Here is a 13,896-nt window from a genome sequence, read left to right as displayed (position 1 = left end):
GCCTACCGACGAGGGAACAGCGAAGCTTACGCTTACACCGGCTCGAACCGGTAGCCGTCCCACGCCTGGCTCTCGGGCTCTCTGATCCCCGCACCCGGCTCCCGGAGTTCGTTGACGTAGATCGGCTCGACTTCGTCGCCCGTCTCGAGGTCGTCGCTGGTGGCTTGGCCGATCGCTCGGACCGGCTCGCCGTCGACGTCGAACTCGACGATGGCAAGCGTGTTCGGTTCGCGGACGCCGGGCGGCGTCGCGGTGCTCGTCGTCCACGTGATCACCTCGGCGGTGTACTCGCTCAGGTCGATGGTCTCGACAGGTTCGCTGCCATCCGGGCCGACCGGGTGGCCGGGGTAACTGATCGATCCGTCTTCGTAGCGATAGGCTTCCATGGTCATGCTGCAGCCTCCATGATCGTCGTGATAACGCAGTTTCCGAACCCGCCGACGTTACAGCACAGGCCGACATCGGCATCGACCTGTCGCGGTCCCGCCTCGCCCATGAGCTGTTCGTAGATTTCGACGCCCTGTGCGACGCCGCTGGCTCCGAGCGGGTGTCCTTTCGACTTCAACCCGCCGGAGGTGTTGATCGGTAGTTCGCCGTCCCGATCCGTGTACCCCTCCTCGACTAACTTCCAGGCCTCGCCCTGCTCCGCGAAGCCGAGTCCCTCCATCTGGAGGAACTCGAGAATGGTGAACATGTCATGTAACTCCGCGACATCGATGTCGTCCGGCTCGCGGTCGGCCATCTCGAAGGCACCGTCGCCGCTCTCGACGACGCCGCCCATGATCGTCGGGTCCGGTCGTTCGTGGACGACGTGGGTGTCAGTCGCGCCGTCAATCCCCGAGATCACGACGTACTCGTCCGTGTACTCCGCCGCCACCGACTCCGGACAGAGCATCAGCGCGGCGCTGCCGTCGGTGATCGGGCAGAAGTCGTAGAGCCGAAGCGGGTCGGCGACGATCGGCGACTCGAGGATCGTCTCGAGGTCGACTTCCTTCTGGAACTGCGCGTTCGGGTTGTCGACGCCGTTCTTGTGGTTTTTCGCTGCGACTTTGCCGAGACTCTCCCGGGGCGCGTCGAAGCGCTCGAGGTAGTGTCTCGCGGTGAGCCCGGCGAAAGACGGGAGCGTGACCCCGTGTTTGTACTCACAGGGATGCGTGAGCGACGCGATCACGTCCGTCGCCTCGGCGGTGGTACGATGTGTCATCTTCTCCCCGCCGACGAGCAGCGTCATGTCGCTCGCGCCGCTTGCGACAGAGCGCCACGCCGCGTAGATTCCCGCGCCGCCGCTCGAGCTCGTCTGGTCGACTCGTTCGGTGTAAGCCGGCACCGCGCCCAGATCGTGGACGAGGGCGTTGACGACGCCCGTCTGCCCTTCGAACTCGCCGCTTGCCATGTTCGAGACGTACAGGTGATCGATGTCCGAGGGGTCGACCGCCGCGTCCTCGAGACACGCACTGCCGGCCTCGGCGAGCAGCTCGCGGATCCACTCGTCCCGCTGGCCGAACTGGCTCATCGAGGCCCCGATGATTGCAACTCGTTCCATACCCTGACAATCACGGGAAGTCGGTTTATATCGTTGGGTTGTGGGTCGATCCGCGAGAAGAAGATCGCGCTCGAACGGGGTCAGGCTGAGGCCGCCTCGAGTTCGCTCGCCCGCGAGCGTGCCTGCGAGATCACCATCGGTCGCGCTTCGAACGAGAGGAGCACGTCCTCGTCGCCGTAGGTGACGTCCTCGACGTTCGCGTTGTCGTGGATCCACGAGACCAGGCTCATCGTGTCGTCGGTCATCGGCAACACGAGCCGTTCGCGCTCCCAGTCGGGAAGTTCTCGGTCGATCCGCTCGAGCAGTTCGTCGACGTTCGTCCCCTCGCGGGCGCTGACGGTGACCGGGTTCGGCGCGAGCGCCGAGAGGGCGGCGGCTTTCTCCTCGAGTTCCGCTTCGCTCACGGCGTCGATCTTGTTGAGAACGGTGACGATCGGCGCCTCGTTGCGTTCGTAGAGCGTGTCGTGGCAGGTGACGAGCTTTTCGTGTATCTCGTCGATCGGTTCGCTGACGTCGACGACGAGCAAGACGAGGTCGGCGCGGTAGACCGAATCGAGCGTCGACTTGAACGACTCGACCAACCAGTGGGGAAGGTCGCTGATGAACCCGACCGTATCCGTCACGAGGACGTCCCGCGGCTCGAGGTCGGCCCGGCGTGTCGTCGTCCCGAGCGTCGTAAAGAGCCGATCCTGAGACTCGGCCGTCGAATCAAGATCCGGGTGGAGTTCCTCGTTCTCGTCGACGGCCAGATCGTCGGCGAGTTGGCGAAGGAGTGTCGATTTTCCGGCGTTCGTATAGCCCGCGAGCGCGACGAGGTCGAAGCCGGAGGCGCGACGCCGCTCGCGTCGGTGCTGTTCGGTCTGCTCGATCTGCTCGAGTTCGTCTCTGATCCGGCTGATCTGGGCTTTGATGTCCTGTTCGCGGCTCTCGTCGTACTCGCCCAGCCCCATGAAACCGGGATGCTCGTCGCGCTTTGCCAGACTCGTCTTGGCTTCCGCCCGCGGGAGTTCGTACCGAAGCTCCGCGAGTTCGACCTGCAGTTGGGCCTTCCGGGTCTGCGCTCGCTGGCCGAAGATCTCGAGGATCAGCGTAAATCGATCGAGGATTTCGACACCCTCGGGGAGCAACTTCCCCAAATTGTACATCTGATACGGCCCGAGCCGATTGTCGAAGATTACCGTCTTCGCGCCCGTCGCCTGAGCTTCGTCGGCGAGTTCGTGTGCTTTCCCCTCCCCAAGCTGTAACGCGGCGTCGGCCGTTCGAGACTGCGTTATCTCCCCGACGACGTCGTACCCCGCGGCCCGCGCGAGATCTCGTATCTCCGTCGTGTCCGGCGTGCCCGAATCGATCCGCTTTGCGATAAGTGCCTTCATGCGAGTAGGTGTATCCCCTCCGAGCGGTCGTGGATCGGCGGCACGGGTGCTCGTCGCGCTCGAGCGGTGGTCCAGAACCGCGACTGGCGCTCGGAACGACTAGAGATGCCCGCCAGTCACCCCGATTGACGCTATGGGAGTCATACGCTCCCCTACGCGTCCAATCGCCTTGAATCCCGTGGCGTCTCCCGACGCACCGACCGCTCTCTTTGCGGATGTATGAGCCCCAATCCGTTCTCCATCGGTTGTTCGGTCCCAGCACATGGAACGTATCAACCTTCAACCAATCACAGCGTGCTGATACTCGAGACGCGAACACGCAGACTATCGTCGACTCTCGAATGTCACGTACCACAACTGCTTTGATCACCGGCCCCCTCCGGTCGATCGATGGTGGAAATCGATCCGACGTCGATGTGGTTCGAGTTCGCCGCGAGCGCCGTTCTCGGCGGGCTGATCGGCTTCGCGGTCAAGACCGTCGCGAAACTCGTCGCGGTTATCGTCGGCGTCGAACTCGTCGTCTTTCGCTACCTCGAGTCCAACGGCGTCGTGACCGTCGACTGGGACCGACTCAGCGCCGGTCTACTCGAGACGCAGGAACGGGCACAGGAAGGAGCCAACTGGATCGAATCGATCGTCTCGACGACCACCGTGGGCGTCGGGTTCGCGAGCGGCTTTCTGCTGGGCTACTACCGTGCGTAGTCGGCCGTACTAGGGGCACAGTACTCGTATCCTCGAGCCGTTATCGCGTCCGGAGATCGTCTTTGTCCTTGACGACCTGCGTCTCCGCTTCGCCGCTCGTGTTCTCGTTGACGACGTCGTAGAAGTCGTTTTGCAGGCCTGCGGGGAACGTCACGACGCCGATCCACGACCCGTCGGGTTGCCACTCTTCGCTCTCGAGGTCGCCGTACTGGCGAATCTTCGCTTGCGCGCTGCCAGCGTACTCTGCCGGGATCTGGACGGCGATCGAAACCTCCTCGAACCGAATTGGAATCACCGGTCGCAACGCGTCGAGCGCGTCGTCGACCTGTTCGCTCACCGGTTCCATCGGATCGACGGTGAACCCGGCCTCCTCGAGCGCGCTCTCGATCCGCTCGGGCGGGTGTGGCGCGTCGTCCATCTGCGGATTGATGGCGTTTCGCGTGATCGTCGTGATGAGCTGTTTTCGTTTCTGTTCTTGCATCTCGCGGCGCTGGTCGGCCGTGATCTGGATCTCCCCTCTCTCGATCACTTCCGGAATAATCTCGAGCGGATCCGTCGTGTCGAACACCGTCTCGAGATCGTTTTCGGCGGGCCGATCGCCGCTCGAGGCGTCTTCAAACACGTCTTCGGCGGCGATGTAGTCTTCCAGTTCGTCGTCGAACTCGCCGCGTTTGATCTCGAGGGCCGCATCGGGGTCGACCAGCACTTCGAACCGCGCCCCGTGTGACTCGAGTCGCGCCGTCACCGCCTCGTCGAGTGATATCATACCAGTGCTTACCTCCGGCCGAGTAAAAGAGCTTTTGTCGTCGTCGACGGTTTCCTGTCCGTCGATTTCGACGGTGTGGTACTCAGGGTCCGGATGAACCACGACGCCACGCGATCGATTCGATGACTCGAGGCTCGGGTATATCCTCCGCTCCGATATCCGACAACCGCCGCTCGAGACGGTGCCGACGCTGTTCGTTCCCGGTTAACTGGAGCGGTTCGGTGTCACGGGAAAACGAAAATCGGCGGCTGCGTTACTCGTCGTCTGCTTCGTCGGCGTCTTCCTCGCCGAGGAGGTCGTTCTCCTCGAGGTGGGTCTCGATCTGGTCGAGACCGAACTGCTCGAAGGACTCAGATTCGGCGTCGACGGTCGCGAGGCCGACTTCGGACGGCAGGAGTCCGCCGTCGTTGACCGATGCGAGTGCATCGAGCGCCAGGGAGATGCCGCCGTCGAGATCCGCTTCGGGGTCGTAGTTCTCTTCTAAGTAGTTCTGGAGTTCGCCCCGGTCCGCGCCGACCGCGAGTGCCTTCCACTCGTAGGGCGTTCCGGATGGGTCGGTCTCGAACAGGCGCGGTTCGCCGTTCTCGATGCCGCCGACGATGAGCGCCACACCGAACGGCCGTGCGCCGCCGACCTGAGTGTACTGCTGGATGTGATCGGTGACGTTTTTGGTCAGCGTTTCGACGCCGACCGGCTCGCCGTAGCGCAGGTGGTTGACCTGTGCCTGGCGACGGGCGAAGTCGATCAGCTGTCGCGCGTCGGCGACGTGCCCCGCGCTCGCGATGCCGATATGATCGTCCGCCTTGTGGATCTTTTCGACGCTCGAGTCCTCGAGCAGCGGGGACGGGATCCGCTTGTCGACCGCGAGAACGACGCCGTTTTCCGTTCGAATGCCGATACTCGCCGTTCCGCGTTTGACCGCCTCGCGGGCGTACTCGACCTGGTAGAGTCGGCCGTCGGGCGAGAAGATCGTGATGCCTCGGTCGTACGCCTGCTGTTGGGCTTGTCCCTGCATAGTATCACACTAAATCGAGGTCTGTCGCGCCGACGAACGCGTCGTCGAGCCGGATATCCGCGGTGGCGTTTCGTCCGACTGCGACTCGCTCAGCGTTCTCAAACACGACGTTTCTCTCTGCCGGGACTTGCCCGCGTTTACCTAAAAACTTTTCTTCAGCGGCACGGATCGTGCCACTGATCCCAGTGACCCGAATACCCACGGGAAAGCCGTCGATGCGGTCGATACAGGCGAGCGCCGCCCTCGCCGACTCCGTCTCCCCGCGTCGGACTTTGACGATCGATTCGCCGATCCCGTCGCCGAACTCGAACCTGACGACAGAGAGTTCGGCGTCCGCGCTTCCCGGATCGCCGAGGAGATTCTGCCCCGCGTACCAGAGGTCGCGCTGGAACGCTCGCCGATCGATCGTCGCGTCGGGCCAGGTCTCGAGTTCGACCGCGAGATAGCGCCACCGGGGCCTGAGGTGTTTCGGCAGATGTTTCATCTGTCGTTCGCGGGCGCCGTTCGCGCCGGTTCCGGTCGCTCGGCGACGAGGACGCCGACCTGTCCGTGGACTCGCTCGACCGCGGTCAGGGAGAATCCGGCGTCGGTCAACGCGTCGGCGAGGGTGCCGACGGTTGCCGGATCGTCGACCTCGGGCGAGTAGAACGGTTCGTCGGGGTCGGGCTCGTCGAAGACCATCACGTCGCCGAGGACGAACCGACGAGGCTCGAGTGAGGCGATCACCTCGACCGCCTCGCGCTTTTCCGCATCCGCGAGGTGGTGCATCGCGAAGTTCGACGTGACGATATCGACCGATCCGTCGTACTCCGGCTCTCGAAAGGAGCCGCTCGCGAACGAGACGTTCTCGACGCCCCGCTCGTCGGCGTTCGCGTGGGCTTGCTCGAGCATTCCCTCGCTGATGTCTCGGCCCACGACCCGCTCGGCGTCGGGTGCGAGCGCGAGTGCGATCGCGCCCGTTCCGGTCGCGAGATCGAGGACGACATCGTCGGAATCCGGGGCGGCGTGCTCGACGACGAGATCCGCACAGGCCCTGTACTCGGGCGATTTGTCGTCGTCGTACTCGCTCGCGATCTCGTCGAAGCGCGCGGCGTGTTCGTCAAGACTCTTCTTCATAGTGTCCACGTTCGACCCCCGGCTCAATGAACGAATCGGACTGGATCGTTCGGTTTCGCTCGGCGAGCACCCGCCACTCCTCGAGGCCCGCCTCGATCCACGCCCCGGAGACGCCAAGTTGCTCGCCGAGCGCACGCAACTCTCGCGGCGCGCGGAACTCGAGGTGGGACGCGGGGTCGGCGCTGACGACGTAGGGCGCGTCGTAGTAGTCGACGAGTTCGCGGAGCTTTCGAAGCGACTGGATGGTTCGGACGCGCCGGCCGCCGCTCTTCCGGAGGACGGCACCGAGATTGAACTCGAGTCTGACGCCGTTTTCGACGGCTGCTTTGACGAGCACGTGATTGACGTCGCCGCTTCCGGCGACCGGGTGAGCGAGCACGTCGACCTTCTCGTTTTCGACGGCAAACCGATTCATCTCGTTCGTGCCGCCGTGAATCGCGAGGATGGTTTTCGAGGAGCGATAGTGGCCGACCGAGCCGCTGGCCTGATCGGGCGAGTCGGCCCTGATCTCGATGCCGTCGACCACGTCGATTCCGTACTCGGCCTCGATGCGGTCGGCGTCGTACTCCGCGCTCGAGTCGTCGTGATTTCGGACGACCACGCCCTCGAACCCGTACGCTCTCGCGGTCTGTACCACTCGAGCGACGGTGCTCGGGCCGTCGGGTCGCGCGTGGGCGCCCTCGTACATACGCAGGCTCTGCGGCGGCGAAAACTTGGAAGTTGCGTTTACGAACGGCAGTCGTGGATGTCGCGTCGGAGGGGTGGCCAGACACGGAGAAGACTCGGCCGTTTACGGCGAGGAAGGGTCACGCGGTGAGTAGCGCCACGCCACCGCCGCCGACGATGGCCAGACCGCCGAGGCCGAAACAGACGATCCAGAACGGGATGCGCTCGACGACCCGCATCAAGAGGCCGATCGTCGCGTAGCCGACCACCGCGCTCGTGAGGACGGCGACGGCCGCCATCTCGAGGCCGATGCCCGGAATCCCGCCCTCGGTGACGTAGGTCAGTACGCCAGCAGCGATCCCCGCGGGGATCGAGAGCAGGAAGGAGAGTCGGAACGCCGAGGGAGCCCGATAGGAGCGAAAGAGCAGCGTACTCGTCGTGACGCCCGACCGCGAGACGCCGGGCAGAATCGAGAATCCCTGTACCCCGCCCACGATCACGGCGTCCCGGAGCGTGGGTTCAGTTCGCTCGGCGAAGTCGACCGATTTCGAAGCCAGTTCCAGCGCGCCGGTGGCCACGAGGAGGACGCCGATGGCGGCGATGAACAGACCGCCGCTGAGTTCGCTCGCGACGTCGATCGCGAGGAAGTAAATCGGCAGGCCGATCGCTCCTGTCGCGATGCTCGCGACGACGACGAACGTCGTCACCGCGTTCTGTCCGGTAAACGCCGTCCGCGGTCGCCAGCGGGGGACGGCCTCGAGACTCTCGCGGATCTCCCCTCGGTAGTAAACCGCGGCCGAGAGCGTCGTTCCGAACTGCAAGAACAGCGCGAGTTGCAGGGCGTGATCCGGCGCAATATCGAACAGCGTGAGAAACAGCGAGAGGTTACCCTGCGAGGAGACCGGCAACCACTCGACGACTCCCTGGACGATGCCGGCGAGGATCGCGATCAGGAGGTCCCAGTAGCCGGTCATTCGACGGTCACGCTCTTGGCGAGGTTCCGCGGTTTGTCGATCGATCGGCCCATCTCGTGGGCCACCCAGTAGGCGATGAGCTGCAACTGGACGTTCGCGAGGACGGCGGCGGCGCGTTCGTCGGTTTCTGGGATCTCGAGGACGTAATCCGCGTACCGCTCGACGTCCGAGACGCCGTCGGTGACGACGACCACCGGTGCGTCGCGAGCCTCGACTTCCTTGATGTTCGAGATCGTCTTTCGGGCGACTTCCCCGTCACCAGTCACGATGGCGAAGACCGGGGTGTCCTCGGTGACCAGCGCGAGCGGCCCGTGTTTCAGTTCGCCGGCGGCGAACCCTTCAGCGTGTTCGTAGGTGATCTCCTTGAACTTCAACGCGCCCTCGAGCGCGACCGGGTAGTTGAGTCCGCGACCGATGAAGAAAAACGCTCCAGCGCCGACGAGTTCGGCGGCGATCGCCCGCGCGTTCGAGGTGTCGAGTACCGTCTGGACCTGATCGGGGACACGACGCAGCGACTGGACCTCCTCGTGGGAAGCGCGGTCGGTCAGTGCGGCGCTCAGCAGCGATACTGACAGTTGTTGGCTCGCGAACGTCTTCGTCGCCGCGACGCCGATCTCCGGCCCGGCCCTGATGTAAAGCGCGTGGTCGGCCGCTCGAGCGGCGGAGCTGCCGACGGTGTTGGTCACGGCAAGCGTCGTCGCGCCGGCGGTCTGTGCTTCTCGTAACGCGCGCAACGTATCCGCCGTCTCCCCGCTCTGGGTGATGCCGACGACGAGCGATCCGTCGGCGACCGGCACGCGATCGGTGGTGAACTCGCTCGCGATGGTCGCCGTGGCGGGCGTCCCCCGCCGCTGTAACAGCGAGGCCCCGTAGCGGGCGGCGTGATAGGACGTTCCACAGGCGACGAATCGCACCGGCGAGGCGAACTCGCGATCGACGAGCGCGTCGAGTTCCTCGAGCGTGACGGTGCCCTGGAGTTCGTTCACCCGTCCACGGAGACACTGTCTGAGTGACGAGGGTTGCTCGTGAATCTCCTTTAGCATGTAGTGGTCGTAACCGCTCTTGCCGGTGTCTTCGGCGTCCCAGTCGACGGTCTGGACCGGTTTCTCGAGGGGAACACCGTCCGAATCGGAGACCGTCCATCCCGTGGCGTCGAGGCGGACGAACTCCTCGTCCTCGAGGTAGACGACGCGGTCGGTGTACTCGATGAACGCCGGGACGTCGCTCGCGAGGAAGTAGCCCGTCGAGCCGTCGCCGTCTGTCGCCGCAACTGCATCGCTGCCGTCTGTCGCCACAGCACCTCCGTCACTGTCGTCGATACCGAGCACGAGCGGCGAATCCTTCCGCGTCGCGTACACCGTCTCTTCGCCCTCGAAGACCGCCGCGATCGCGTAGCTTCCCTCGAGGCGGTCGATCGCTCGACGAAACGCCCGCTTGTGATCGGCGCTATCGTACCGCTCGTCCCCATCGTCGCCGTCTCCCGACTCGAGGGAGCGCGCGATCAGGTGTGGGACGACTTCCGTGTCGGTCTGGCTCTCGAAGGTCACGCCGTCGGCGGCGAGCTCGTCGCGCAGCGTCTGGTAGTTCTCGATGATACCGTTGTGAACGACGGCGACGCGGCCCTCGGCGTCGGTGTGTGGGTGTGCGTTTTCGTCCGTCGGCGGCCCGTGCGTGCTCCAGCGTGTGTGGCCGATGCCGACGGCCGGATCGCGAAGCGATTCGGTCGACAGCGACGAGGTTAGCGCCTCGAGTTCCCCCTCGGCCTTGTGAACGTCGAGCGTGCCGTTGGCGAGCGCGACGCCCGCGGAGTCGTACCCGCGGTACTCGAGTTCCGAGAGTCCCTCGAGCAACACGTCGATCGCGTCGGGGGCGTCGCGCTCGGCCGAGCCAACGTAGCCGATGATCCCACACATTCCTACCGAACCTCCGTGTCGGACTCGATCGATCCGCGAACTGTCCGCCCCGCGTGGATCGTCACCGCAGAGCCGACGATCGTTCCGGGAGCGTACGTGACGCCCCCGTCGTCGGTCGCCCGATCGGCCAGCAGCGCGCCCAGTCGCTGTCCCTCGTGGACGGCCGTCCCGACACGGACGTCGCTTCGACCGCCGACGACGGCGGATCCGGGGCCGATTTCGACGCCGCGGCCGGTCACGCAATCGAGGACGGTCGCGTTCGATCCGATTCTGGTATCCGAGTCGAGGACGCTGTTCTCGACGGTCGCGTTCGAACCGACGGTGACGTTGTCACCGATCGAAGCGTAGGGACCGACGACGGCGCCCGGACCGATCACGCAGTCGGGAGAGACGATCGCCGGCTCGCGGACGGTCGCCGACTCGTGTACCTGCGCGGTCGAGGCGACAGTACTCTCGACAGTTCCGGTGTCGAACAGCGTTTCGGCGACCGTGAGGAGATCCCACGGGTACGTCGCGTCGATCCACATCCCTTCGGTTTCGACCGCGTTGACCGTCTCCCCGCGCTCGAGAAGCAAGGAGAGGCCGTCGGGAAGCGAGTACTCCCCCTCGCTCGAGTCGACCGACGTCACGATGTCGATCGTCGTCGGCTCGAGAACGTAGACGCCCGCGTTCAGCCGATAACACCGCTCGTCGGTCGGGTTTTCGGCGAGTTCAGTGACAGTACCGTCCGCGTCGACGATGACGCCGCCGTACTCCGTGACGTCGCTCGCGGCGACGACGCCGATGGTACCGTCCGCGGACTCGTCGTGGCGCTCGATCGTGTCCCGGACGATCGACGCGTCGATCAGCTGATCGCCGTTGACGACGAGCGACGGTTCGTCTGCGGTCGGCAACGCAGCCGCCAGCGCGTGGGCGCTTCCCAGTTGTTTGTCCTGTATCGCGTACTCGATCGGAACGTCTCGATAGGTCGAACCGAAATGGGACTGGACGGCGGTTCGCCCATAGCCGACGACCACCGTCAGCCGCTCGATACCGGCCCCGATGAGTTCGTCGAAGACGTGCTCGAGTATCGGTTTCGTCGCGGCGGGCAACATGGGCTTCGGCCGGTGTCTGGTCAGTGGTCGAAGGCGCATACCCTCGCCCGCGGCCAGCACGATCGCGGATCGAACGGTCATTGATTCGATCGGAGGAGCGCCTGTGGTGTATGTCTACTGGTTGAACGCACCGGTCGAACGGAGTGTCGGCCGCACGCGTCGAATCGAGCTTCAGGCCGAGTGAGGTCCGCTCCGAGTCGGTGCGTTTTCCCTCGCGGAGGCCCAGTGTCGCGTATGATCGACGCGAACACGCCGGTTCTGGACAACCACATGCATCTGGATCCGGATCACGGACGGGGTATCGACGCCGTCGAGGATTTCGCCCGACTCGGCGGGACGCATTTGCTGGTCGTCAACAAACCCTCGTGGTATCTCGGCGTCGAAGCGGAGGACGGCGAAGACTTTCGTCCGGTCTTCGAGCGGACGCTCGAGGTCGTCGAAGCCGCCTCGGACGTGCTCGACGGGCGGGCGTGGCCGATCCTCGGCGTCCACCCCGGACTCGTCTCGCGGCTCGTCGACGAACGCGGGTACGCGCCCGATGACGCGCGCGACATCATGCAGGGCGGCATCGACCTCGCGGCCGAGTACGTCGCGTCGGGCGACGCCCTGGCGCTGAAATCCGGCCGCCCGCACTACGAGGTCGACGACGCCGTCTGGGCGGCCTCGAACGAGGTCATGCGACACGCCTTCGATCACGGTGGCTCCCTCGAGTGTGCGGTCCAGCTACACACCGAAGCGAGCGAGTCGATGCCGGACGTCGCCGCGTGGGCGGAAGACGCCGGACTGCCTGCCCACCGCGTCGTCAAACACTACGCGGCGGGCCGTCTCGAGGGGCCGACGCCGAGCGTGATGAGCGAGAAAGACCGGCTCGAGACCGCGGCCGAACGCGGCGAACCGTTCCTGATGGAGACGGACTTCGTCGACGACCCCGATCGACCAGGTGCGGTGCTGGGTCCCAAGACCGTCCCCCGACGCGTCCGCTGGCTCCGAGAAACGGGACACGAGGAGGCGGTTCGGATCGCCCACATCGAGACGCCCGAGCGCGTCTACGGAATCGATACGGTTGCGACGCTCTCGGACGCGTAGGTTTCGACCCTCGGAGACGCCTAACGCCTCGAGCCGTCCGAAATCGGCATCGAAACGGTTCCGCGTACTGACCCATGTAGAGAAAGGCATTTCAAGCGGCCGGTGTAGGTGTGAGTATGAGCAATCCCCCGACGGAGTTCTATTCAGCGGAACGATGGCAAAACTGGATCGGTCGCATTCAAGACGAAGAGATCGATCCGGAAGACGAGGATTCGGCGCGCCTGCTGTTGAATCTGCAGGACGACACGGCGATCGCCGTCGCGAAAATCGTCGCGGCCTACGACGACGGGGAGATCGATCAGGAGACCGCACTCGAGGAGATTCAGGACGTCCGCGACATCGTGCTCTCGGAGGTCGACTTGGCGGACGAGGAGAAACTGATCCTCGTCGACGGCGTCCAGACGAGTCTCGTCTGCGTCTTCTTCGCCGCCGAGGAGTACATCGCGGACGGGCCGGCCGAAGACGGCACCGTCGACGACTACGTCGGCGCGGCGGCCGACGCCGAATCCGAAGAGGACCTCGACGCGGCGCTGGGCTACGCGGCACAGGCCGGGACGCTGATCATCGACGGCGAGGAACTCGACATGACGATGGCCGAAGAGCTCGAGTACGGCCTCGTCACCGAGTGGATCAACGGGCTGGACAGCTTACAGAGCGCGATGAGCGACCCCGAGGTCGTCGAAGAGGACGAGTGACGGCCGCCGCCGTCTGAGTCCGACTCGCCCGTCTTGGAGGCGGACACGGGGATGATTCTCCGCAGAACGACTCGTGACTGGCCACGTAACGAGGTCGAGTGCCGACAGTCGGCTCGAGCGCTCGAGCTACCCGGTAGCGGCTGTGACAGTTTACTCGATGGGGCCCTCGGAGCCCCGTCGCCGGAGTCGTCCGTCGACGGCGATCGGAAAGCCGCTCGTCGGGACCTCTCGATACGTCTGGAATTCGTGACACCCCACAAATGCTTTAGGGACCCCATCGCGTACGTGGATTCATGTACGTCCGAGACGCGAAAAACAGGGAAGAGGTCTGGCTTCTCGATCACATCGAGTCGATGGGACTCGACGAAACGTCGTTTCGCTCTCGAGACTACGTCGTCGCGATCGACGAGGAGTCGGGATCGAAAGCGGGGTTCGCCCGGATCCGCGTGCACAAGATCGACGAGAGTGCGGACGACGAGCGATCCGAGTGTTGTGAACTCACGAGCATCGGCGTGCTCGAGAACTGGCGCGGCCAAGGCGTCGGCGCACACATCATCGAACGGTTAGTCGAGTACGCGGGCGACGACGGGTTCGTGACGGTCTACGCGCTGACGAGCGAATCGGACTACCTCCGGCAGTTCGGTTTCGAGCGAATCGACGAGAGCGCGCTTCCGGAACCGCTGGTCGACAGACTCGCACAGAAGCGCGATGGCATTGATCCCGACGCGGTCCCGCTCGCGCTCGCCGTCGAATCGTTCGACCTTCCGGACCGGCTCAGGGAGGCGTTCAAGCGAGCGAGCGAACACGACGGATCGACGGAGTCAAGTACCGAGTCACCGGAGGATTTCGGTATCGATTCGGAGTCGGCCACCTACAAGTATGATACAGGACGATGACACGCAACGGCGGATTCCCCGTCGCATCCGGACGGGGAGTCCGGATCGAATCGGGGT

At 64.7% G+C, this 13,896-nt stretch carries 15 protein-coding genes; 4 read left to right on the top strand and 11 right to left on the bottom strand.

What is annotated here, in order from left to right; translation table 11 throughout:
- Positions 1 to 32 precede the first annotated feature (32 nt).
- The 3 genes from EL22_RS00940 to hflX all read right to left on the bottom strand — a co-directional run bounded on the left by EL22_RS00940 (position 33) and on the right by hflX (position 2,916).
- Positions 33 to 392, bottom strand: a complete 360-nt coding sequence (locus EL22_RS00940) for a nucleic acid-binding protein (RefSeq protein WP_050049726.1) — start codon at positions 390 to 392, stop codon at positions 33 to 35.
- On the bottom strand, positions 389 to 1,543 hold the full coding sequence (locus EL22_RS00935; RefSeq protein WP_050049725.1) for a 3-ketoacyl-CoA thiolase: 1,155 nt from the start codon (positions 1,541 to 1,543) through the stop codon (positions 389 to 391). The genes EL22_RS00940 and EL22_RS00935 overlap by 4 nt, the downstream gene beginning before the upstream one ends.
- Before the next feature lie 80 nt (positions 1,544 to 1,623).
- The gene (hflX, locus tag EL22_RS00930) at positions 1,624 to 2,916 is read right to left on the bottom strand and encodes a GTPase HflX (RefSeq protein WP_050049724.1); all 1,293 of its coding nucleotides are present in this window, start codon (positions 2,914 to 2,916) and stop codon (positions 1,624 to 1,626) included.
- A 390-nt stretch (positions 2,917 to 3,306) separates the two neighbouring features.
- Here hflX and EL22_RS00925 point away from each other — a divergent pair, with 390 nt between their 5' ends.
- Positions 3,307 to 3,618 carry an FUN14 domain-containing protein gene (locus EL22_RS00925; RefSeq protein ID WP_050049723.1) on the top strand — a complete coding sequence of 104 codons (312 nt, stop codon included), beginning with the start codon at positions 3,307 to 3,309 and terminating at the stop codon, positions 3,616 to 3,618.
- Between the two features lie 40 nt (positions 3,619 to 3,658).
- Here EL22_RS00925 and EL22_RS00920 read toward each other — a convergent pair whose 3' ends face one another.
- The 8 genes from EL22_RS00920 to EL22_RS00885 all read right to left on the bottom strand — a co-directional run bounded on the left by EL22_RS00920 (position 3,659) and on the right by EL22_RS00885 (position 11,243).
- The gene (locus EL22_RS00920; protein WP_050049874.1) at positions 3,659 to 4,384 is read right to left on the bottom strand and encodes a ribosome assembly factor SBDS; all 726 of its coding nucleotides are present in this window, start codon (positions 4,382 to 4,384) and stop codon (positions 3,659 to 3,661) included.
- A 253-nt stretch (positions 4,385 to 4,637) separates the two neighbouring features.
- Positions 4,638 to 5,399, bottom strand: a complete 762-nt coding sequence (gene psmA, locus EL22_RS00915; RefSeq protein WP_050049722.1) for an archaeal proteasome endopeptidase complex subunit alpha — start codon at positions 5,397 to 5,399, stop codon at positions 4,638 to 4,640.
- Between the two features lie 4 nt (positions 5,400 to 5,403).
- Complete coding sequence (locus EL22_RS00910) at positions 5,404 to 5,883, bottom strand: Rpp14/Pop5 family protein (RefSeq protein WP_050049721.1); 480 nt, start codon at positions 5,881 to 5,883, stop codon at positions 5,404 to 5,406.
- Positions 5,880 to 6,515 carry a class I SAM-dependent methyltransferase gene (locus tag EL22_RS00905; protein WP_050049720.1) on the bottom strand — a complete coding sequence of 212 codons (636 nt, stop codon included), beginning with the start codon at positions 6,513 to 6,515 and terminating at the stop codon, positions 5,880 to 5,882. Before EL22_RS00905 ends, EL22_RS00910 begins: the two co-directional genes overlap by 4 nt.
- A complete protein-coding gene (locus tag EL22_RS00900) occupies positions 6,499 to 7,203 on the bottom strand; it encodes an RNase P subunit p30 family protein (RefSeq protein WP_050049719.1) in 705 nt (234 codons plus the stop codon). The genes EL22_RS00905 and EL22_RS00900 overlap by 17 nt, the downstream gene beginning before the upstream one ends.
- Positions 7,204 to 7,321: 118 nt before the next feature.
- Positions 7,322 to 8,155: an undecaprenyl-diphosphate phosphatase gene (locus EL22_RS00895; RefSeq protein ID WP_050049718.1), complete on the bottom strand. Its 834-nt coding sequence runs from the start codon at positions 8,153 to 8,155 to the stop codon at positions 7,322 to 7,324.
- Entirely contained in the window at positions 8,152 to 10,068 is a 1,917-nt protein-coding gene (gene glmS / locus EL22_RS00890) for a glutamine--fructose-6-phosphate transaminase (isomerizing) (RefSeq protein ID WP_050049717.1), read from the bottom strand. Before glmS ends, EL22_RS00895 begins: the two co-directional genes overlap by 4 nt.
- Positions 10,069 to 10,070: 2 nt before the next feature.
- Positions 10,071 to 11,243, bottom strand: a complete 1,173-nt coding sequence (locus EL22_RS00885; protein ID WP_050049716.1) for a sugar phosphate nucleotidyltransferase — start codon at positions 11,241 to 11,243, stop codon at positions 10,071 to 10,073.
- Positions 11,244 to 11,396: 153 nt separating this feature from the next.
- Between EL22_RS00885 and EL22_RS00880 the strand changes: the two genes are divergently transcribed.
- The 3 genes from EL22_RS00880 to EL22_RS00870 all read left to right on the top strand — a co-directional run bounded on the left by EL22_RS00880 (position 11,397) and on the right by EL22_RS00870 (position 13,839).
- Complete coding sequence (locus EL22_RS00880; protein ID WP_050049715.1) at positions 11,397 to 12,248, top strand: TatD family hydrolase; 852 nt, start codon at positions 11,397 to 11,399, stop codon at positions 12,246 to 12,248.
- 116 nt (positions 12,249 to 12,364) lie between these two features.
- Positions 12,365 to 12,943 (top strand): DUF2150 family protein, encoded by a 579-nt coding sequence (locus EL22_RS00875; protein WP_050049714.1) that lies wholly within the window; start codon positions 12,365 to 12,367, stop codon positions 12,941 to 12,943.
- 293 nt (positions 12,944 to 13,236) lie between these two features.
- The gene (locus EL22_RS00870) at positions 13,237 to 13,839 is read left to right on the top strand and encodes a GNAT family N-acetyltransferase (RefSeq protein WP_050049713.1); all 603 of its coding nucleotides are present in this window, start codon (positions 13,237 to 13,239) and stop codon (positions 13,837 to 13,839) included.
- Positions 13,840 to 13,896: the final 57 nt, after the last annotated feature.

It is taken from the genome of Halostagnicola sp. A56, assembly GCF_000691505.1.
Lineage (GTDB): Archaea > Halobacteriota > Halobacteria > Halobacteriales > Natrialbaceae > Halostagnicola.
The sequence above is the reverse complement of the archived record's forward strand: the minus strand, read 5'-3'. Positions and strand labels throughout refer to the sequence as shown.